18 protein-coding genes are annotated in these 19,563 nt (G+C 65.5%); 12 read left to right on the top strand and 6 right to left on the bottom strand.

The genetic code is table 11. The features are described from left to right. Window positions 1-158 precede the first annotated feature (158 nt). Genes C7I84_RS00765 through C7I84_RS00755 form a run of 3 tightly spaced genes read left to right on the top strand, consistent with a single transcriptional unit; the run spans window position 159 to window position 2,066 of the window. The gene (locus C7I84_RS00765; protein WP_106770231.1) at window positions 159-1,442 is read left to right on the top strand and encodes an O-acetylhomoserine aminocarboxypropyltransferase; all 1,284 of its coding nucleotides are present in this window, start codon (window positions 159-161) and stop codon (window positions 1,440-1,442) included. Between the two features lie 52 nt (window positions 1,443-1,494). Further along, complete coding sequence (locus C7I84_RS00760; protein ID WP_106770230.1) at window positions 1,495-1,842, top strand: cupin domain-containing protein; 348 nt, start codon at window positions 1,495-1,497, stop codon at window positions 1,840-1,842. An 8-nt stretch (window positions 1,843-1,850) separates the two neighbouring features. Continuing rightward, window positions 1,851-2,066 carry a DUF2442 domain-containing protein gene (locus C7I84_RS00755; RefSeq protein ID WP_106770229.1) on the top strand — a complete coding sequence of 72 codons (216 nt, stop codon included), beginning with the start codon at window positions 1,851-1,853 and terminating at the stop codon, window positions 2,064-2,066. 3 nt (window positions 2,067-2,069) lie between these two features. Here C7I84_RS00755 and C7I84_RS00750 read toward each other — a convergent pair whose 3' ends face one another. The 3 genes from C7I84_RS00750 to C7I84_RS00740 all read right to left on the bottom strand — a co-directional run bounded on the left by C7I84_RS00750 (window position 2,070) and on the right by C7I84_RS00740 (window position 4,836). Next, window positions 2,070-2,810 carry a transporter substrate-binding domain-containing protein gene (locus tag C7I84_RS00750; RefSeq protein ID WP_106770228.1) on the bottom strand — a complete coding sequence of 247 codons (741 nt, stop codon included), beginning with the start codon at window positions 2,808-2,810 and terminating at the stop codon, window positions 2,070-2,072. Continuing rightward, complete coding sequence (locus tag C7I84_RS00745; RefSeq protein ID WP_106770227.1) at window positions 2,807-4,075, bottom strand: cytochrome P450; 1,269 nt, start codon at window positions 4,073-4,075, stop codon at window positions 2,807-2,809. The genes C7I84_RS00750 and C7I84_RS00745 overlap by 4 nt, the downstream gene beginning before the upstream one ends. Before the next feature lie 173 nt (window positions 4,076-4,248). Further along, window positions 4,249-4,836, bottom strand: a complete 588-nt coding sequence (locus C7I84_RS00740; protein ID WP_106770226.1) for a hypothetical protein — start codon at window positions 4,834-4,836, stop codon at window positions 4,249-4,251. Between the two features lie 208 nt (window positions 4,837-5,044). On the opposite strand from C7I84_RS00740, the gene C7I84_RS00735 reads away from it, so the two are divergent. The 4 genes from C7I84_RS00735 (at window position 5,045) to C7I84_RS29490 (ending at window position 8,995) form a co-directional block, all read left to right on the top strand. Further along, complete coding sequence (locus C7I84_RS00735) at window positions 5,045-5,680, top strand: ATP-dependent Clp protease proteolytic subunit (protein WP_106770225.1); 636 nt, start codon at window positions 5,045-5,047, stop codon at window positions 5,678-5,680. Beyond that, window positions 5,680-5,919, top strand: coding sequence for a hypothetical protein (locus C7I84_RS29600; RefSeq protein WP_133170041.1), 240 nt, complete (start codon window positions 5,680-5,682; stop codon window positions 5,917-5,919). Before C7I84_RS00735 ends, C7I84_RS29600 begins: the two co-directional genes overlap by 1 nt. 61 nt (window positions 5,920-5,980) lie before the next feature. Continuing rightward, window positions 5,981-7,252, top strand: a complete 1,272-nt coding sequence (clpX, locus tag C7I84_RS00730; RefSeq protein WP_106770224.1) for an ATP-dependent Clp protease ATP-binding subunit ClpX — start codon at window positions 5,981-5,983, stop codon at window positions 7,250-7,252. Between the two features lie 264 nt (window positions 7,253-7,516). Further along, window positions 7,517-8,995 carry a calcium-binding protein gene (locus C7I84_RS29490; RefSeq protein WP_120785106.1) on the top strand — a complete coding sequence of 493 codons (1,479 nt, stop codon included), beginning with the start codon at window positions 7,517-7,519 and terminating at the stop codon, window positions 8,993-8,995. 290 nt (window positions 8,996-9,285) lie between these two features. On the opposite strand, the gene C7I84_RS00720 is transcribed toward C7I84_RS29490, so the two are convergent. Then, complete coding sequence (locus tag C7I84_RS00720) at window positions 9,286-10,596, bottom strand: DUF1513 domain-containing protein (protein ID WP_106770223.1); 1,311 nt, start codon at window positions 10,594-10,596, stop codon at window positions 9,286-9,288. A gap of 325 nt (window positions 10,597-10,921) precedes the next feature. Here C7I84_RS00720 and lon point away from each other — a divergent pair, with 325 nt between their 5' ends. The 4 genes from lon (at window position 10,922) to C7I84_RS00700 (ending at window position 15,402) form a co-directional block, all read left to right on the top strand. Further along, window positions 10,922-13,336 (top strand): endopeptidase La, encoded by a 2,415-nt coding sequence (gene lon / locus C7I84_RS00715; protein WP_106770222.1) that lies wholly within the window; start codon window positions 10,922-10,924, stop codon window positions 13,334-13,336. Window positions 13,337-13,535: 199 nt separating this feature from the next. Continuing rightward, the gene (hupB, locus tag C7I84_RS00710; RefSeq protein ID WP_106770221.1) at window positions 13,536-13,808 is read left to right on the top strand and encodes a DNA-binding protein HupB; all 273 of its coding nucleotides are present in this window, start codon (window positions 13,536-13,538) and stop codon (window positions 13,806-13,808) included. A 570-nt stretch (window positions 13,809-14,378) separates the two neighbouring features. After that, a complete protein-coding gene (locus C7I84_RS00705) occupies window positions 14,379-14,594 on the top strand; it encodes a hypothetical protein (RefSeq protein ID WP_106770220.1) in 216 nt (71 codons plus the stop codon). Continuing rightward, window positions 14,587-15,402, top strand: coding sequence for a tetratricopeptide repeat protein (locus C7I84_RS00700; RefSeq protein WP_106770219.1), 816 nt, complete (start codon window positions 14,587-14,589; stop codon window positions 15,400-15,402). Before C7I84_RS00705 ends, C7I84_RS00700 begins: the two co-directional genes overlap by 8 nt. A gap of 62 nt (window positions 15,403-15,464) precedes the next feature. Here C7I84_RS00700 and xth read toward each other — a convergent pair whose 3' ends face one another. After that, complete coding sequence (xth, locus tag C7I84_RS00695; protein ID WP_106770218.1) at window positions 15,465-16,247, bottom strand: exodeoxyribonuclease III; 783 nt, start codon at window positions 16,245-16,247, stop codon at window positions 15,465-15,467. A gap of 138 nt (window positions 16,248-16,385) precedes the next feature. On the opposite strand from xth, the gene C7I84_RS00690 reads away from it, so the two are divergent. Beyond that, window positions 16,386-17,873 carry a nucleobase:cation symporter-2 family protein gene (locus C7I84_RS00690; protein WP_106770217.1) on the top strand — a complete coding sequence of 496 codons (1,488 nt, stop codon included), beginning with the start codon at window positions 16,386-16,388 and terminating at the stop codon, window positions 17,871-17,873. Window positions 17,874-17,973: 100 nt separating this feature from the next. On the opposite strand, the gene C7I84_RS00685 is transcribed toward C7I84_RS00690, so the two are convergent. Then, a complete protein-coding gene (locus tag C7I84_RS00685) occupies window positions 17,974-19,428 on the bottom strand; it encodes an NCS1 family nucleobase:cation symporter-1 (protein WP_106770427.1) in 1,455 nt (484 codons plus the stop codon). Window positions 19,429-19,563 lie beyond the last annotated feature (135 nt).

Raw genomic sequence — 19,563 nt, 5'->3', positions numbered from 1 at the left:
GAAGGATTTTCTAAGGCGGCGGTCGGGTCGGCATGGAAGCCGCTTGCAAAGCCGGCGGGACTGTCCAACTCTGCCATTCACCATTCACCATTCACCATTCACCACACGCCACACGCCACACGCCACCACGATAGACCAATGACCCGAGGGAGGTCTCGATGAACCAGCGCGCACCGGGCTTCAATACGCTTGCCGTCCATGCCGGCGCCAAGCCCGATCCGGCGACCGGCGCCCGCGCCACGCCCATCTATCAGACCACCTCCTACGTTTTCGACGATGCCGACCACGCCGCATCGCTGTTCGGGCTGAAGGCGTTCGGCAACATCTACACCCGCATCATGAACCCGACCCAGGCGGTGCTGGAGGAGCGCGTCGCCGCGCTGGAGGGCGGCACGGCGGGGCTCGCGGTGGCCTCCGGCCATGCCGCGCAGATGCTGGTCTTCCACACCATCATGCGCCCGGGCGACAATTTCGTTGCGGCGCGCCGGCTCTATGGCGGCTCGATCAACCAGTTCGGCCATGCCTTCCGCAATTTCGGCTGGGAGGTGCGCTGGGCCGACACCCGCGAGGTGCCGAGCTTCGAGACCCAGATCGACGGCAGGACCCGCGCCATCTTCGTGGAAAGCCTCGCCAATCCCAACGGCGAGTTCGTCGATCTCGAGGCGATCTCGGCGATCGCGCGCAAGCACGGCCTGCCGCTCATCGTTGACAACACGCTGGCGACCCCCTACCTGGTGCGGCCGATCGAGCACGGCGCCGACATCGTCGTGCATTCGCTGACCAAGTTCATCGGCGGCCACGGCAATTCGATCGGCGGCATGCTGGTCGACGGCGGCACCTTCGACTGGTCGAAGTCGGGCAACTATCCGATGCTGTCGGAGCCGCGCCCCGAATATGGCGGCATCATTCTGCACGAGACCTTCGGCAATTTCGCCTTCGCCATCGCCGCGCGCGTGCTCGGCCTGCGCGACTTCGGCCCGGCGATCTCGCCCTTCAACGCCTTCCTGATCCTCACCGGCCTGGAGACGCTGCCGCTCAGGATGCAGCGCCATTGCGACAACGCCCAGGCGGTCGCCGAATGGCTGTCGAGGCATCCCAAGATCGGCTGGGTATCCTATCCCGGCCTGCCGGACGACCCCAATGGGGCGTTGGCCAAACAATACTCGCCGAAGGGAGCGGGAGCGGTTTTCACCTTCGGCCTCAAGGGTGGCTACGACGCCGGCGTGAAGTTCGTGGAAGGGCTGGAACTGTTCTCGCACCTCGCCAATATCGGCGACACCAAGTCGCTGGTGATCCACCCCGCCTCCACGACCCATCGCCAGCTTACCGACGAGCAGAAGACGGCGGCCGGCGCCGGGCCGGACACGGTGCGCCTGTCGATCGGCATCGAGGACGTCGCCGACATCATCGCCGATCTGGAGCAGTCGCTGGCGAAGGTGTAGCCTGGCCGGCAGGAGAGGTCGCCGCGCAGGCGGCGGGTTGGAGCTACGGGCGATGCCTTCCAGATATGTCGAAATCTCGGTGAAGGGCGTTGCGGCCGAGGACGGCGCGCCGGCGCCGGACCGCATCATCTCGGGCGACCCGAAGTTCCGCACCTGGAACGTCGACGAGCAGCCGAACGGGCTCTATTCCGGCATCTGGGAATCGACGCCGGGAAAGTGGCGGATATTCTACGACGAATGGGAGTTCTGCCACATCCTGTCGGGCGTCTCGGTGATAACAGAGGACGGCGGGGCGAAGCGCACCGTCTCCGCCGGCGACAGCTTTGTCCTGCAGCCCGGCTTCAGCGGCACCTGGGAAGTGGTCGAGACCACGCGCAAGGCCTATGTGATCAGGGTTTGAGGCATGGGATGCTGGCGACCGAAGTACGTGTGACCGAGCACGCCCTGCACGTGATCCTTCAGGACGGCCGCGAAATATCGGCGCCGCTGGCCTGGTATCCTCGGCTGCGGGATGGGGCGGCGGCCGAACGCAAGAACTGGCGCCTCATCGGGCATGGCGAGGGAATTCACTGGCCGGACGTGGACGAGGACATTTCCGTGATCGGCCTTTTGTCCGGCCGCTAGTTGTTACGTGGCCGTCTGCAACGGCCCGCGTTCCCCGCCTCGCAAAATCCGCTCGACATCCGCATCGGCAAAGCCGTAGCGGCCCATCATCTCATGATGCCATGAAGTGCCAAGGACTTCGCCGAGGCAGGCATCGATGTCCCGGCGCGAGGCGGCATCGGATTTGGCCAGCGCGAACGCGCCGAAGGCCGGCCCTTTCTCCGCAGGCGGGACCTCGACGACCGCAAGGGCGGCGCCGGGATGCCGGGCGATGTAGCCGCGATGGGCCATGGCTACGCTCGCATAGGCGTGGACAGCACCGGCGAGGGCGGCGTCCGCCGCTTCGGCCTGGGTCGCGAATATTCTGATACGGTCCGACGGGACGCCGTTCTCCAGCGCCGTTCGGTGCTGGATCTGGTCGGTGATGACGCCGAGCAGGGCGTTCGGGTCCGTAGCGACAGAGCGATAGCCGGTAAGGCCACGCGGGTTACCCACGGCGACCAGCAGCCCGTCGCTCAACGACCAGATCGGCCGCGTGAAATCAACCAGTTTTCGCCGCTCGTCCGACACGAACAGCCCGGTAGTCATGCTCCACCGCCCTTCGGCCAGTCCTGGCAGCAGATCGGCGAACTCCGTCTCGATAGGATCGAACGGCCGGCCGAGCCGGTCGCATACCACGCGCGCAAGCTCGACGTCGCAGCCCTCGACCGCGCCGGCAGCGTTGGTGAAGCAGAAAGGCGGCTCCTGGAGGAAGGCGAACTTCATCGGGTTACGCTCCCCGGCCCGAACGCCACGTCCAGTCGCCGAAGCCCGTGGAAATGGTAGATGTCGCTGTAGGCGGGCGTCTCCGCGAGCCGCAGGTCGGGCAGGCGGTCGAACAGCGTTTTCAGCGCGATCTGCAGCTCCAGCCGCGCCAGCGGCGCGCCGATGCAGAAATGGATGCCGGCGCCGAAGGACACGTTCTTCTGGTCGGGGCGGCCGGGGCGGAACGCGTCCGGTTCGGCAAAAACGAGGGGATCGCGGTTGGCCGCGCCGAGCAGCAGCCCGACCTGCTCGCCGGGCCTCAGCACGACGCCTTCGGCGATCTCCGCCTCCTGATAGACGTAACGCGTGAACATGTGCAGCGGCGCGTCGAAACGCAGGCATTCCTCGACCGTCGCGGCGGTCGCCTCCGGCGTCTCGAAGAAGCGGCCGGGATCGCCGCCCTGCGCAAGAATCGTGCGCACGGCATTGCCGGTCTGGTGCACCGTCGCCTCGTGGCCGGCGTTGAGCAGCAGGATCGCCGAGGAGACGAGCTCGTCCTCGGTGAGCTTCTGGCCGTCCTCGGCTGCAGCCGTCAGCAGGCTGAGCAGGTCGTCGCCGGGGCTTTTGCGCTTCTCGGCGGCGTGACGGCGGATGAAGTCGGCGAAGGCACGGGCCGAGGCATTGGCCTGATGTTCCTCGGCCGGGCCGGGCTTGTGCATGTACATGCGCACCATGTCGTTCGACCAGGCGACGAGCTGCAGCCCGCTTGCCGTCGGCAGGCCCATCATCTCGGCGATGACGGCGGCAGGCAGCGGCGTGGCGAAGTCGCGGATCGCCTCGGCCCGGCCGGAATTCCCGAAGCCGTCGATCAGCCGGTGGGCCAGCGCCTCGACTTTCGGCCTGAGCCGTTCCACCTGGCGCGAGACGAAGGCGCGGTTGACCAGCGTGCGCAGCCGCGTGTGTGCGGGCGGCTCCAGCTCCAGCAGCGACCCCGCCTCGACCGCGTCGAAATCGGCGAGATGACGACGCTCGCCGGTGGCCGCGACCGCCGCGCGATAGCCGCCGGGCCGCTCGCGTCCGAACCGCTTGTCACGGAACAGCCGGTTGACGTCGTCATAGCCAGCCAGGCACCACAGCCCGAAGTCCTCCCAGAAGACGCAGCGCGCCTTTGCCTGCATCCAGCGATAGGCGGGGTAGGGGTCCTGCACGAACGCGGGCTCGTGCGGATCGAGACGGAGCCGCCGGGTAGCGGCATCGAAGGCGAGGTAGGCGGGCGGCGCGTCCATCGTGAACCAATAGACCGGCTTGCCCGCCGCTTGCCAGTCCCCGGTGTGCGCTCCTCGCCGCACGTGACGTATTTTGTCGGGAGTGGCGCGTGAGCGGCCGCCCTGTTAGTCAGGGCGGTCCCGCCTGGCCGGGCCTGAGGTCAATAAGCCGCGAGGTGCTGCTTTCCCGCCCGTCAGCAGTGCCGCCGGATCTTCACGCGCCGCCAGCCGGCCTCGCCTTCGCTGACCAGCACCTGGCGCGCCACCGTCTGGTAGCTCGCCGGCACGACGACGACGCGCCGCTGCTCCGGCTGGATGACGACCTGCTCGACCTCGTAGCCGTATTCGGCCGGAATGACGACGCGTCGTTTGTATTCCGGCTGCACCACCACGGTTTCCGCGATCTGCCCGTAGCGCGGCTTGTGCTTGACCTTGCACAGCACCTTGCGACCGTTGATCCAGCGCCATTCCCAGGAATAGCCGCCGTCCGAAACCTGCACGGTGCGGTATTGCGTCCGCACGACGGCCGGGATGATCTCGTAGCTCACCCGTTCCGGCGCAACCAGGACGGGCCGCTTGCGCGTGCCGTAGATCGGCGGGACGTATTCCACCCGCTCCGTCGCCGGGTGCACCATCACGTTTTCGTAGACGGTGTCGTAGATCGGCGCGGTCTGGTACCGCTCGTAGCATTCGACCGGCTTGCCGCCGGCTGTCGTCGGTGAAGCCGCGGCGAGCAGGAACGAAGACGCCACCGCGGCGCAGACTATTGGCTTCACGGCCATCACTTACCCCCGATACGCTGGACCGCACCCGATGCTACCATAGCGGGTGCCGCGGCCGGGGAAAGCGGAATCGTTAAGCTTCGTTAACGCCGGTCCTTGCTCAGGCCGGCCTTGCGCAAGGCGAAGCCGGCATCCTATTTACAGAGGCAACGAAGCAACGCACGATTCCGCCGTCGCAGGCGCCGGATCCCCAACCAAGGGACTGTCGATGAAGAACCCCGTCGAAACCTACATGAATCTCGTGCCGATGGTGGTCGAGCAGACCAACCGCGGCGAGCGGGCCTACGACATCTTCTCGCGGCTCCTCAAGGAACGCATCATCTTCATCACCGGGCCGGTCGAGGACGGCATGGCGACGCTGGTCTGCGCGCAGCTTCTGTTCCTCGAAGCCGAGAACCCGAAGAAGGAGATCTCGCTCTACATCAATTCGCCCGGCGGCGTCGTCACGTCCGGCATGGCGATCTACGACACCATGCAGTTCATCAAGCCGGCGGTGTCGACGCTGTGCGTCGGCCAGGCGGCCTCCATGGGCTCGCTGCTCTTGTGCGCCGGCCACAAGGACATGCGCTTCGCCACGCCCAACGCGCGCATCATGGTCCACCAGCCGTCCGGCGGCTTCCAGGGCCAGGCCTCCGACATCGAGCGTCACGCCCAGGACATCATCAAGCTGAAGCGCCGCCTCAACGAGGTCTATGTCAAGCACACCGGCAAGAGCTACGACGAGATCGAGCGCACGCTCGACCGCGACCACTTCATGACGTCGGACGAGGCCAGGGAGTTCGGCCTGATCGACAAGGTCATCTCGAGCCGCGAGGCGATCGAGGCAGCCGCGCAGCAGGGATGATGGCGGAGAATCCGAAGCTTGCCTTTGTTGACGCGTTTTTGACGTGGTCTGCGGCATTTCGGACACAATTTGCTGTTTCCTCGGCCGACCGGGCGACCTACGTTAAGCCTATCTTGATTTTCGACGGCTTAGCTTCGCAAGGGATCATCGGGATTGCAGCCGCGCTTTCTGGTCGTGTTATTGCGTGCGGAAAACGTCGTTGTGCCAAATCGCTGGCATCGCAGCGTGTCCGCGGCTAAATAGTGGGTGCCGACGTCTCGTCGCCGTGCCGGTGAGGCGCACTAAAAGGACTTGGATACTATGAGCAAGGTCAGTTCCGGCGGCGGCGACTCCAAGAACACGCTGTACTGCTCGTTCTGCGGCAAGAGCCAGCATGAAGTACGCAAGCTGATCGCCGGCCCGACGGTCTTCATCTGCGACGAGTGCGTCGAACTGTGCATGGACATCATCCGCGAGGAGAACAAGACCTCGATGGTGAAGTCGCGCGAGGGCGTGCCGACACCGCAGGAGATCCTGAAGGTTCTCGACGACTACGTGATCGGCCAGCCCTACGCCAAGCGCGTGCTGTCGGTCGCCGTCCACAACCACTACAAGCGGCTGGCCCACGCCACCAAGAACAACGACGTGGAGCTGTCCAAGTCGAACATCCTGCTGATCGGCCCGACCGGCTGCGGCAAGACGCTGCTCGCCCAGACGCTGGCGCGCATCATCGACGTGCCCTTCACCATGGCCGACGCGACCACCCTCACCGAGGCCGGCTATGTCGGCGAGGACGTCGAGAACATCATCCTCAAGCTCCTGCAGGCGGCCGACTACAATGTCGAGCGGGCGCAGCGCGGCATCGTCTACATCGACGAGATCGACAAGATCAGCCGCAAGTCCGACAATCCGTCGATCACCCGCGACGTGTCGGGCGAGGGCGTGCAGCAGGCGCTGCTGAAGATCATGGAAGGCACCGTCGCCTCGGTGCCGCCGCAGGGCGGCAGAAAGCATCCGCAGCAGGAGTTCCTGCAGGTCGACACCGCCAACATCCTGTTCATCTGCGGCGGCGCCTTCGCCGGGCTGGACAAGATCATCTCGGACCGCGGCCGCAAGACGTCGATCGGGTTCGGCGCCACGGTGGCCTCGCCGGAGGACCGCCGCACCGGCGACGTGTTCCGCCTGGTCGAGCCGGAGGATCTGCTGAAGTTCGGCCTGATCCCGGAGTTCGTCGGCCGTCTGCCGATCCTGGCGACGCTGGAGGATCTCGACGAAGCCGCGCTGATCCAGATTCTGACGGAGCCGAAGAACGCGCTGGTCAAGCAGTACCAGCGCCTGTTCGAGATGGAGAATGTGGAGCTCACCTTCCACGAGAACGCGCTGTCGGCCATCGCCAGGCGCGCCATCGAGCGCAAGACCGGCGCGCGCGGGCTGCGCTCCATCATGGAGGCGATCCTGCTCGACACCATGTTCGAGCTGCCGGCGCTGGAAGGCGTGCAGGAAGTCGTGATCTCGGAGGAAGTGGTCACCGGCAGCGCCCGGCCGCTCTACATCTACTCCGAGCAGAAGGAAAAGAAGGGTGTCAGCGCCTGAGGCGGCGCCGCTCTGACGATCGCAACGGCGCCCTCGTGGCGCCGTTTTGCTGTCTGGCCGTTGGCAGGCGCGAGCAGTCCAGGCTGCGGTGACGGTCACATGATGGCGTTGCGCCGCCATCGTCCCGAAACAATCGCCATCGAGACTTCCGGCATTCGATGACCGAGTTCCAGATCGTGGGGCCGGGCTCGCCGTCCGCCGCCACGACGATTGGAAGGTCTGAGCCGCGCTCCCCTGACCGCACTCACAAAGCCGGAGGAAAGCATGGCCGTCGTCGTTCAAGCAGCCGATTCCGACACCCTTGGCCTCGGCGGAAAACTCAGTTTCCAACTTACCCAGGCCGCTCAGATCGAGGAAAACAGCGAAATCCTGTTCAAGACCGCGACCGGCTTCGTCTGGGGCGTCGCCGACCCCGTGTCCGGGTCGCCGGGCGAATTCACGCTGCGCCCAGGCGCCATCGTCGTCACCGGAAACAACCTGACCTACGGGGCTGACGGCAAGCCCAATGGCGGGACCGTCACCGGCGTCCGCATCGCGCTGGAAGGAACCGTGGCCGAGCAGGGCGCCGGCTTCGATATCGACAGCACGCCGATGCTCGACATCACCGGCCTTGCCATAGGCGGCACCGCGTTCACCCAGGCCTTCATACTCGCCTTCGAAACCGGCAACTCGGTGCCGATCGAAAACATCTTCTTCGGTCTGCCGTGGAACTACAACGGCAGCGCTTTCAGCGATTTCTTCCATGGCTTTTCAAAGAACGACACGCTGTTCGGCAATGACGATCGCGACGAGCTTTTCGGCGGCGGCGGCGACAACAAGCTCTATGGCGGCGCCGGCGACGACTTTCTCCGGGGCGGCGGCCCGGGCAAGGACTATCTGAGCGGCGGCACGGGACGCGACGTCGCCGACTACTCGGACTCCGGAACCGGGCTGACCGTCAGCCTGAACAATCCGGCGCTCAATACAGGCAACGCCGCCGGCGACACCTACAATTCGATCGAGAACCTGCGCGGCTCCACGTTGAACGACACGGTGGAAGGCAACGCCGGCGCCAACGTCCTCGACGGCAATCTCGGCAACGACACGCTGCGCGGCCTCGCCGGCGGCGACCGGCTTGCCGGAAGCTCCGGCAACGACACTCTGATCGGCGGGACCGGCGGCGACGAGTTGCAAGGCTCGGCCGGCATCGACACCGCCTCCTACAAGGACGCGACCACCGGCGTGACGGCGAGCCTGGCAAATGCCTCCCTGAACAAGGGCGAGGCGGCGGGTGACAGCTATGCAGAGGTCGAGAACCTGATCGGCTCGGCGTTCGATGACCTGCTTTTTGCCGACAATGGCGTCAACGTGGTCAGCGCCGGCAACGGCGACGATCAGATCAGGGGCTATCGCGGCAACGACACCCTGGCCGGCGGCAGCGGCAAGGACACCTTCGTCTTCAACTCCAGCCTCAGCGCCGCCACCAATGTCGACACGATCGTCGACTATCTCGCGGCGGCCGACACGATCCACCTCGACAACGCCGTGTTCACCGCGCTGACGACAGTCGGGCCGCTCTCGGCGGCCGCTTTCCGGGCCAACACCACCGGCCTGGCCGGCGATGCCACGGACCGCATCATCTACGAGACGGACACGGGAAAGCTGTTCTACGACTTCAACGGCAACGCCGTCGGCGGCGGCGTCCATTTCGCGACGCTCTCCGGCGCGCCGACCATCACGGCCGCCGATTTCGTGGTGGTCTGAGGAGATGCCGCGGCTGCTCCCCCAGTCGAGAGCAGGGTAATCGGATAGGGGATTTCAGGACTGCCGGCCCTGTACCCCCGCCCCTGACCCTTCCCCACAAGGGGGAGGGGAACTTTGCGGCCGCTTTGCAACGCAAGACCGTCGACGATTAGTGCTCGGCCGAGACGCCACCCGGTCCCCCTCCCCCTTGTGGGAGGGGTTAGGGTGGGGGTGAACCCCCATATGCAATTGCCCCACGCAGCCGCAGGCTTCTGGCTGCGCGGCCAGCGCTTACTCGTGTGAGCGCGAGCCTATGCCGACGTGATGTGGCTGTGGCCGAAGAACAGGGGATAACGGCAGAGCTCGCGCACCAGCCGATGCGAGCCGCGCTCGAACACGAACATGTTCTCCCAGTAGCCGGTCACGGCATAGTGCCGGCCGTCCGGCAGCATCGCGATCCCGCAGGGATAGCGCAGCCCCTGCGAGCGCGTGTCGAGGCGCTTGACCATGCCGCCGCTCGCCCCGTCGAACACCATGAGCTGGTGCGAGCTCGGATAGCTGGCCAGCACCTGGTCGTGGCGCTCGTCGTAGCGGATCGACAGCCCGTGCTGCATCAGCCTGGTGGCCTGCCGATCGCCCATCCTCGACAGCTTCTTCCTGAGCGCGTCGTATTTCAGCGTCGCGGCGCCGAGATAGTTGTGGCCGGGCTCACTGCTCTGGTCGGAATCGTAAGCCACTCCGTCGGCGCTGCGCTGGCGGGCATCCTCGCTGGCGCTGCCGTAGGTCGACTGGATCGCGAAGATGCGGTCGAGGCTACCGGCGGCGAGATGGCGCAGCTCCGTGCGTCCGGCCCCGGTCTTCCTCTTGTCGACCAGCTTGCCGCTCGACACCTCGACCACGGTGATCGAAGCCTCCACCACCGTGCGCGGCACGGTATGTTCGCCGGTCTTCGGCGAAATGACCGACCCGTAATTGGCGGCCACGATGTATCGGTCGTTGTTGATCAGCCGGATGTCGTGCGGATCGACCCCGTAGGTGGAATAGCTCTCGCGGATCTTCAGCGTCTCGGGGTCGCGGATGGTGAGCCGGCCGTGGAGATGCTCCAGCCCGCCCCGTGCCTGCTGCTTGGGCGAACGCTCGGAGATGATGACGGTCTTGCCGCCGTCGAGGTAGACGGCGTGGCCGCCGCCGCGCCAGCCCTCGCGGAAGGAGGGCGCCATGCCAGTCATTTCCAGCGTCTCGGGGTCGAAGGAGCAGTGCTCGGCGCCCTCGAAGCCGCACAATACGCCGATGGACCGGTCCGGCGCGACCTCGACGTCATGGGCGTTGACCGGCAGCAGGGTCTGGCGGATCGAACCGTCCATGCCGACGCGGGTGATCATGCGCTTGATGCCGTCAGCCTGCCGGATCGAGCGGGTGAAGCGGCGGTTCTGGTCGACCGGCTTGCCGTTGGCGAAGGCGTATTCCGGCATGTAGCCCGGCACGTAGACGGCCGCTTTTTTAAGCGCCGCCGACGGCGTTCGCGGCGGCTGGGCGGCCGGCGCCGCCTCGGCCGGCACCGTCGCCGCGGCGAGGCCGAGCAGGGCGCCGCCGGTCAGCAGGTTACGGCGATCTATCTTCATGCTGGAACCGTTTCGGCGCGACGAAGGCTGCGCGCGGCACGGGAGAAGGACATGTCTTCGAACTCGAAGGTACTTTGTGGCTGCGCGGAGTGTCGCGGAAGTCGTCGCGTCGATCAAGCCGAATCGCCGCGAATTGTCGACGGCACGGGACAGCCGCCGTCGCTGCCCTTGACCTTTGGCCGGTGCGACGCCAACTAACAGCTTAGGTCAGGGGCTTCCTTCCGTGCTAACCAAGCCGCACCTTTCGGCAATAGGCGGAGAGGCTTGTGCCCGCTAAGATGAGATTCGCGGTTGGCTGAGGCGACTGCGGAAGAAAGGTACTGAAATGGCCAGACTCCCCCGTACATCCGGCAACGGCACCTACGCGGTCCTCCCGCTGCGTGACATCGTGGTGTTCCCCCACATGATCGTGCCGCTCTTCGTCGGCCGCGAGAAGTCGATCAAGGCGCTGGAAGACGTGATGGGTGCGGAAAAGCAGATCCTGCTCGCCACCCAGATGAATGCGGCCGACGACGATCCGGAGGCCGACGCGATCTACGACGTCGGCACGCTCGCCAACGTCCTGCAACTGCTGAAGCTGCCCGACGGCACCGTCAAGGTGCTGGTCGAAGGCACGGCGCGCGCCCGGATCGAGAGCTTCACCGATCGCGCCGACTTCCACGAGGCCAAGGCGGTCGTGCTAACCGAGCCGGCGGAAGAGGAGATCGAGATCGAGGCGCTGTCGCGCTCCGTCGTCTCCGACTTCGAGAACTATGTGAAGCTGAACAAGAAGATATCGCCCGAAGTGGTCGGCGCCGCCAGCCAGATCGACGATTTCTCCAAGCTCGCCGACACCGTCGCTTCGCATCTCGCCATCAAGATCCCCGAGAAGCAGGAAATGCTCGCCACGCTCTCCGTCAAGGAGCGGCTGGAGAAGGCGATGGGCTTCATGGAAGCCGAGATCTCGGTCCTCCAGGTCGAGAAGCGCATCCGCTCGCGCGTCAAGCGCCAGATGGAGAAGACGCAGCGCGAGTACTACCTCAACGAGCAGATGAAGGCGATCCAGAAGGAGCTCGGCGAGGGCGAGGACGGCCGCGACGAGGCCGCCGAGATCGAGGCGCGTATCAAGAAGACGAAGCTCTCCAAGGAGGCCCGCGAGAAGGCGGAAGCCGAATTGAAGAAGCTGCGCTCGATGTCGCCGATGTCGGCCGAATCGACGGTGGTTCGCAACTACCTCGACTGGCTGCTGTCGATCCCGTGGCAGAAGAACTCCAAGGTCAAGCAGGACCTGAACTTCGCCCAGGAGGTGCTCGACGCCGACCATTTCGGCCTGGACAAGGTCAAGGACCGCATCGTCGAGTACCTGGCCGTGCAGAGCCGCCAGAAGAAGCTGAAGGGGCCGATCCTGTGCCTCGTCGGCCCTCCCGGCGTCGGCAAGACCTCGCTCGGCAAGTCGATCGCCAAGGCGACCGGCCGCGAGTTCGTGCGCATGGCGCTGGGCGGCGTGCGTGACGAGGCCGAGATCCGCGGCCACCGCCGCACCTATATTGGCTCGATGCCTGGCAAGGTCATCCAGTCGATGAAGAAGGCAAAGAAGTCCAATCCGCTCTTCCTGCTCGATGAGATCGACAAGATGGGCCAGGATTTCCGCGGCGACCCCTCGTCGGCCCTGCTGGAGGTCTTGGATCCCGAGCAGAACGCGACGTTCATGGACCACTATCTGGAGGTCGAGTACGACCTGTCGAGCGTGATGTTCGTGACCACGGCCAATACGCTCAACATCCCTGCGCCCCTGATGGACCGCATGGAGATCATCCGTATCGCCGGCTACACCGAGGACGAGAAGGTCGAGATCGCCAAGCGGCACCTGATGCCGAAGGTGGTGCGCGACCACGCGCTCCAGCCGAAGGAGTTTTCGGTCGCCGACGAGGCCATCCGCGGCATCATCCAGACCTACACCCGGGAAGCCGGCGTGCGCAGCCTCGAGCGCGAGCTGATGAAGCTCGGCCGCAAGGCGGTGACCGAGATCATCAAGACCAAGAAGAAGTCTGTGAAGATCACGGCGAAGAACCTCGAGGACTATCTCGGCGTGCCGCGTTTCCGCTTCGGCTCGGCCGAGACGGACGATCAGGTCGGCGTCGTCACCGGCCTGGCCTGGACCGAGGTCGGCGGCGAGCTGCTGACGATCGAGGGTGTCATGATGCCCGGCAAGGGCAGGATGACCGTCACCGGCAACCTGAAGGACGTGATGAAGGAATCGATCTCCGCGGCGGCGTCCTACGTCCGCTCAAGGGCGCTCGATTTTGGCGTGGAGCCGCCGCTCTTCGACAAGCGCGACATCCACGTGCACGTGCCGGAAGGCGCCACGCCCAAGGACGGTCCGTCGGCCGGCGTGGCCATGGCCACCTCGATCGTCTCGATCCTCACCGGCATCCCGGTGCGGGCTGATGTCGCCATGACCGGCGAGATCACGCTGCGCGGCCGCGTGCTGCCGATCGGCGGGTTGAAGGAGAAGCTCCTGGCGGCGCTCAGGGGCGGCATCAAGAAGGTGCTGATCCCCGAGGAGAACGCCAAGGATCTGGCCGAGATCCCCGACAACGTGAAGAGCGGCATGGAGATCGTGCCGGTCTCGAGGGTGGGCGAAGTGCTGCGGCACGCGCTGGTGCGCATGCCCGAGCCGATCGAGTGGACGGAGCCGGCGCAGCCGGTTCCAGCCGCCGCCGACGCCGGCGACGAGGCCGGCAAGGGGCTTGCCCACTGATTTTGGGTGGAATGCGCCATTATCGACGAAGCCGGGCCTTGCGCCCGGCTTTTTCATGTGACAAACGGCGGAACTCCGGGATTTTTCGTCGCGTCTGCGTGACACCCCGGCAGGGAGAGTTGGAACTGTAGACTCCGAAAAAGTCCGTTATCCGGCGGTTGCGTCCCTGGTCCCGGATTTCTCAAGGAAGGAAATATTGATGAACAAGAATGAACTGGTTTCTGCGGTTGCAGATTCTGCCAAGCTCTCGAAGGCCGACGCCCAGTCCGCCGTCGAGGCGGTGTTCTCGGTGATCACCGGCGAGCTGAAGAAGGGCGGAGACGTTCGCCTGGTCGGCTTCGGCAATTTCAGCGTGTCGAAGCGCGCCGCCTCGACCGGCCGCAACCCGCAGACCGGCGCGGAAGTGAAGATCCCGGCCCGCACGGTGCCCAAGTTCAGCGCCGGCAAGGGCCTCAAGGACGCCGTGAACTGATTGTTCGATCGACGGAGCCGGCTCCCCCGCGCCGGCCCCGGACTTCCCGAACCCCGCCACTCGCTGGCGGGGTTTTTGTTTGCGCATATGTCCGCCGGCGGTCGGGCAGCACCGACGCCCTGACGCGTCGATCTTGACCAGGACGTCGCCCGACCCGTCAGATCCCACGGCAGTGCGGCTTGTGATGATTCCGCAACAGTTTCAGTAGAAGGATTGGGCTAGGAATGGGGGCGGCGGATTTGCCAACTTCCCGCCATAAACCCGGCGCACGCCGGATACGTCCAAGGCGGGACCAGAATACGATCGCTGCGGAACAACGCAGCAAGGAAGCGAATGCGCGGTTTTCTACCCTCTCGATCCGACCGGAACGGCGGTGCCGCGGCAGCGGCCCGCGGTCGTGCGACGCACCCGTCGGGGCCGCGGCCGCTTGCCGCCAAACGCCCCACTTTGGTCCAAATGGACCGGCATCATCAGCGGACAGGTCGGGTCGAGGCCCGTTTTTCATGCGCGACGGCTATCCGCGCGGGGCATTCGCCACAAGGCGGACGCGACTTTTCCGGGGACCATGGCATGCAGCCGAAGGCTGCCGGGCGTTCGATCGCTCGCGCGGGCGGCATCTCGTGGTCTCGTGAAATCGGCCCTGCGGCCGGGTTGAAGCAAGCGCAGGCGGCAGCCGGGCATCGGTTGGCGGCCGTAATGTGGAACAAAATGCCGGTGATGAACACTTTCTTCGTGAAAATCACGAATACTCTCGCCGGGAGTGCAGAAAAAGACTGCGATGCGTAGCGTTTCGTTTGTCAAGAAGTCGGGAGTTGCCTCGGCGTTGTTCGCCGCTTCGCTGGCTGTTGCCGGCCCGGCGCGCGCCTTCGATCAGCACATCTTCGACGACAAGGGCGAGGTCAAGGAGCAGTCCAATCCCTGGGCGGTGTTCCAGTTCGGCTTCAGCGCCTACAAGAGCGGCCACAAGGAGCAGGCGGTCGAGGCCTATCGCTACGCCGCCGAGAAGGGGCAGATCGGCGCGACCTGGAAGCTGGCGCGCATGTATGCCGAAGGCGACGGCGTCGACCGCAACGATTACGAGGCCTTCAAGTTCTTCAACGAGATCGCCGCGCAGGACGTGGAGCCGGGCAGTCCCGAGGAAAGCTACATGTCCGACGCGCTGGTGGCGCTCGGGACCTACCTGAAGACCGGCATCCCCGGCAGCCCGGTCCAGGCCAATCCGGCCGCGGCCCAGCAGTACTACATGCGCGCGGCCGCCAACTACCGCAATCCCAGCGCCCAGTTCGAGATGGGCAAGATGTTCCTCAACGGCGACGGCGTGAAGCGAAGCGTCCGCCAGGCCGGCCGCTGGCTGCAGCTTGCCGCCGAGAAGGGCCATGCCGGCGCGCAGGCGACGCTGGGCAACCTTCTGTTCGAGAGCGGCAAGGTCGTTCGCGGGCTGGCGATGATGACGGCCGCGCTGGAGCGCGCCGCGCCCGGCGACAAGAGCTGGATCCGCAGCATGCAGGAGGAGGCCTTCGCGCTCGCGCCCGAAGCCGACCGCCGCACCGCGATCGCGCTCGCCGAGGACTACCTGACCAAGGGCGCGCAGTAAGGATAGCCCGTTCGGGCTGTTGTCCGGGTGAGCCTCGAAGGACGCACCCCTGGATCCAAGCCCTACGCCGCCAGCTCGATCGCCACCGGCACATGGTCCGACGGCTTTTCCCACGCGCGTACATGTTTCTCGACCGACGCTGACGTGAGCAGGTTCGCCGCCTCCGGCGACAGCATCTGGAAATCGATGCGGATGCCATTGTTCTTCTGCCAGGCGCCCGCCTGGTAGTCCCAGAAGGTGAAGACGTCCTTTGCATCGGTCGAGGCGCGGGTGGCATCTGTGAAGCCGAGATTGACCAGCCGGCGCAGCGCCTGCCGGCTCTCCGGCTGGAACAGCGCGTCGTTCACCCAGACTTCCGGGTTCCTGGCGTCGCCGTTCTCCGGAATGACGTTGTAGTCGCCGCCCATCACCAGCGGCTCCTCCAGGGCCAGCCGCTCCGTCGCCCAGCGCTCCAGCCGCGCCATCCATCCGAGCTTGTACGAAAATTTCTCGGTGCCGATCGGATTGCCGTTGGGCAGGTAGAGTGAGACGACACGCAGCGCGCCGCGCGGCGTGGAGAACACCCCTTCGATGAAGCGGGCATGCTCGTCGGCGTCGTCGCCCGGCAGGCCCCTGTGGACCTCGTCGAACTTCAGTTTCGACAGGATGGCGACGCCGTTGAAGCCCTTCTGGCCGTTGGTCTCGACATGGTAGCCGAGCGCCTCGATCTCCAGCCGCGGAAACTGCTCGTTGGCCGACTTGATCTCCTGCAGGCAGACGATGTCGGGATCGCTCTCCTTCAGCCAGGCAATCAGGTTGCCGATGCGGGCGCGCACGCCGTTGATGTTCCAGGTAGCGATCTTCATGAAAATCACGCAAGAATTTCAAATTATTCTGCATGGCGCCGTGGACCATGCGAGTCGATCCTGCACCATCCTTCAGCGGAAGGAAACCGGTCCTCTTCGGCATTTCTCAGGACTGGTGACAACAGGGGAACGAATGCCATGTCTTCAACTCCGCATCCCGTGGACGAGGTGCTGCCGGCACCGCGTCTGTTCGCTCTCGGCATTCAGCATGTGCTGGTCATGTATGCCGGCGCCATCGCCGTCCCGCTCATCATCGGCCGGGCCCTGAAGCTCGATCCGGAGCAGGTCGCCTTCCTGATCTCGGCGGACCTGTTCGTCTGCGGCCTGGTCACGCTGATCCAGTCGCTCGGCGCGACCCAGTGGTTCGGCATCAAGCTGCCGGTGATGATGGGCGTCACCTTCGCCTCGGTCGGACCGATGGTGGCGATGGCCGCCGCCAATCCGGGGCCGGACGGCGCGCGCATGATCTTCGGCGCCATCATCGGCGCCGGCGTGATCGGCATCCTGATCGCGCCGCTGGTCAGCCGCATGCTGCGCTTCTTCCCGCCGGTGGTGACGGGCACCATCATCGTGGTGATAGGCGCCTCGCTGATGCGCATCGGCATCAACTGGATTTTCGGCAACCCGGTCGGGCCGACGGCGCCGCGGCTGGTCGCGCCCGAGCATGCCGACTGGCTGAAGTCGGTCGCCGACATCGCCGGCACGCCGGGTTCGCCGTTGCCGGCGGTGCCGGACAAGCTGGCGCTTGCCGCGACGATGCCCAATCCGGCCTATGCGCCGATCTCCGGCATCGTCGTCTCGGCGGTCGTGCTCGCCTCGATCCTGCTGATCGCCCGCTTCGGCAAGGGATTTTTGGCCAATATCGCCGTGCTGCTCGGCATCGTCGTCGGCGGCGTCCTGACTGCGTCGCTAGGCATGATGCATTTCGACAAGGTGGCCGACGCGCACTGGTTCGCGCTGATCACGCCGTTCCGCTTCGGCATGCCGATCTTCGATCCGGTGCTGATCCTCACCATGACGCTGGTGATGATCGTGGTGATGATCGAATCGACCGGCATGTTCCTGGCGCTGGGCGACATGACCGGCAGGAGGGTGAGCCAGCCCATGCTGTCGGCCGGCCTGCGCACCGACGGCCTCGGCACCGTCATCGGCGGCATCTTCAACACCTTTCCCTACACAAGCTTCTCGCAGAATGTCGGCCTGGTCGGCGTCACCGGCGTGAAGAGCCGCTTCGTGTGCGTGGCCGGCGGCGTGATGCTGATGGTGCTGGGGCTGGTGCCGAAGATGGGCGCGCTGGTCGAGGCGCTGCCGACCGTGGTGCTGGGCGGGGCCGGGCTGGTGATGTTCGGCATGGTCGCCGCCACCGGCATCCGCATCCTGTCGCAGGTCGATTTCAAGACCAACCGCAACAATTTGTTCGTGGTCGCCGTGTCGATCGGCTTCGGCATCATCCCGCTGGTGGCGCCGGATTTCAAGCTGTGGCTGCCGCACGGCATCCATCCGCTGATCGAGTCCGGCATCCTGCTCGCCTCGGTCTCGGCGGTCGTGCTCAACGCCTTCTTCAACGGCACCTCCGCGGCGACGGAGGACGAGGCCCGCGAAGCGGCGATGGCGGCGGAGGCGTGAACGATTGGGGGTGCCGCCATCCGGCGCGGCACCCATGCCGTCGCTGCGGCAAGGAAAAAGGGGCGGCGAGGGGCCAAACCCGCCGCCCTTTCCTGTGACCTCAGGCCGGCTTCGGCAGGGCCCCGCTGCGCGCCGTGCGCAGCCCGTAATAGATCACGCCGGCGATGGCGACACCGAAGAACCAGCCATAGACGCCCCACCAGGACGGCAGCAGGTTGGTGAAGTTGGGCAGGATCGACGAGAACAGGATGCCGATGCCGGCCGCGATCAGAGCATTGACGTGCCAGCCGTTCTGGAAGCGGTACTCGCCGTTCTCGTGGTAGAGCGCGTCGACGTTCAGCCAGCCTTTGCGGATCAGGTAGTAGTCGACCATCATCACGCCGAAGATCGGACCCATGGTGGCGCCGACCATGTTGACGAAATGCGCCGCCCCGCCTTCCCACGGCGCGAAGGGATAGAGCACCAGCGCGATCAGGGCCGCGATGTAGCCGCCCCGCTTGAAGGTGATGTGTTTCGGGAAGACGTTGGCGAAGTCGAAGGCGGGCGACACGAAGTTGGCGACCACGTTGATGCCGAGCGTCGCAACCGCGAAGGTCAAGGCCGCCAGCAGCGCCAGGAACCAGCTGTCGAACTTCGCCGAGATCTGGTCGGGGTGCAGCAGCACCTCGCCATAGACCTGGAAGGCGGCGATGGTGGTGATGCCGGCGACCAGCGAGAACAGGATGAGGTTGACCGGCAGGCCCCAGATATTTCCGATCCGCAGCGACCGCTCGTCCGGCGAATAGCGCGAGAAATCGCAGAAGTTGAGGTAGAGCGCGGCGAAATAGGTCACCCAGATCGCGGCGACCGCCATCAGCGCCTCGAACGAGCCGGGCACGCCCGGAACGCCGGCGTCCTTGGTCTTTTCGAGCAGCACGTCCATCGGGATGTCGCCGGTAAGCGATATGCCACCGGCCTTGACGACCAGGTAGATCGCCAGGATCAGCATCATCACCCACACCGCGGGCCCGGCCCAGTCCTGAAATTTCCGCACCGTCTCCATGCCGCGCTGGATGATCAGCAGTTGCAGCGCCCAGATGACGACGTAGCAGATCACCTCCAGCGTCGAATGGCCGAGCATGTGGCTCGACTGGTGGAAGGCGAGCATGCCCTCGTCGCGGATGAGCAGCGCGACGATGGCGCCGGAAGCGGCCGCCGTCTGCGCGCCGTACCAGAAGCAGGCGACGATCGCCCGCACGATGGCCGGGAAGTTGGCGCCCCAGATGCCGAAGGAGGCGCGGGCCAGCACAGGGAAGGGCACGCCGGTGCGCACGCCGGCGATGCCGACCATGTTCATCAGGACGTAGATGATCAGCGAGCCGATGCCGATGGCGATCAGGAAATTGACGAAGCTGCCGCAGAACAGGAACAGGCTGGCGGCGAGATAGTAGCCCCACAGGCTGTGGACGTCGGAGGTCCACACGTTGAAGATCGAGAACGGGCCCCAGTTGCGTTCTTTGGCTGGAGCGAGATCCTCGTTGTAGAGCAAGGGCGATGCGTTGGGTGGCAGGTTCATGTCGTAGTTCCCCATGACGGCGTGCGAGAGTCCCTCCCGGTTTACGCAGCGTGAGACCGATCACGAGGATGTGTCAACGAAGGTGGCGCGGCGTCGCGGAACGGCGGCGGTCAAGCGGCCCCGGCACGGCCAAGA

This window comes from Kumtagia ephedrae (genome assembly GCF_003012745.1).
In the GTDB taxonomy this organism is placed as follows: domain Bacteria; phylum Pseudomonadota; class Alphaproteobacteria; order Rhizobiales; family Rhizobiaceae; genus Kumtagia; species Kumtagia ephedrae.
Note: the sequence above shows the minus strand (reverse complement) of the source record. Positions and strands in the feature narration are given on the sequence as shown.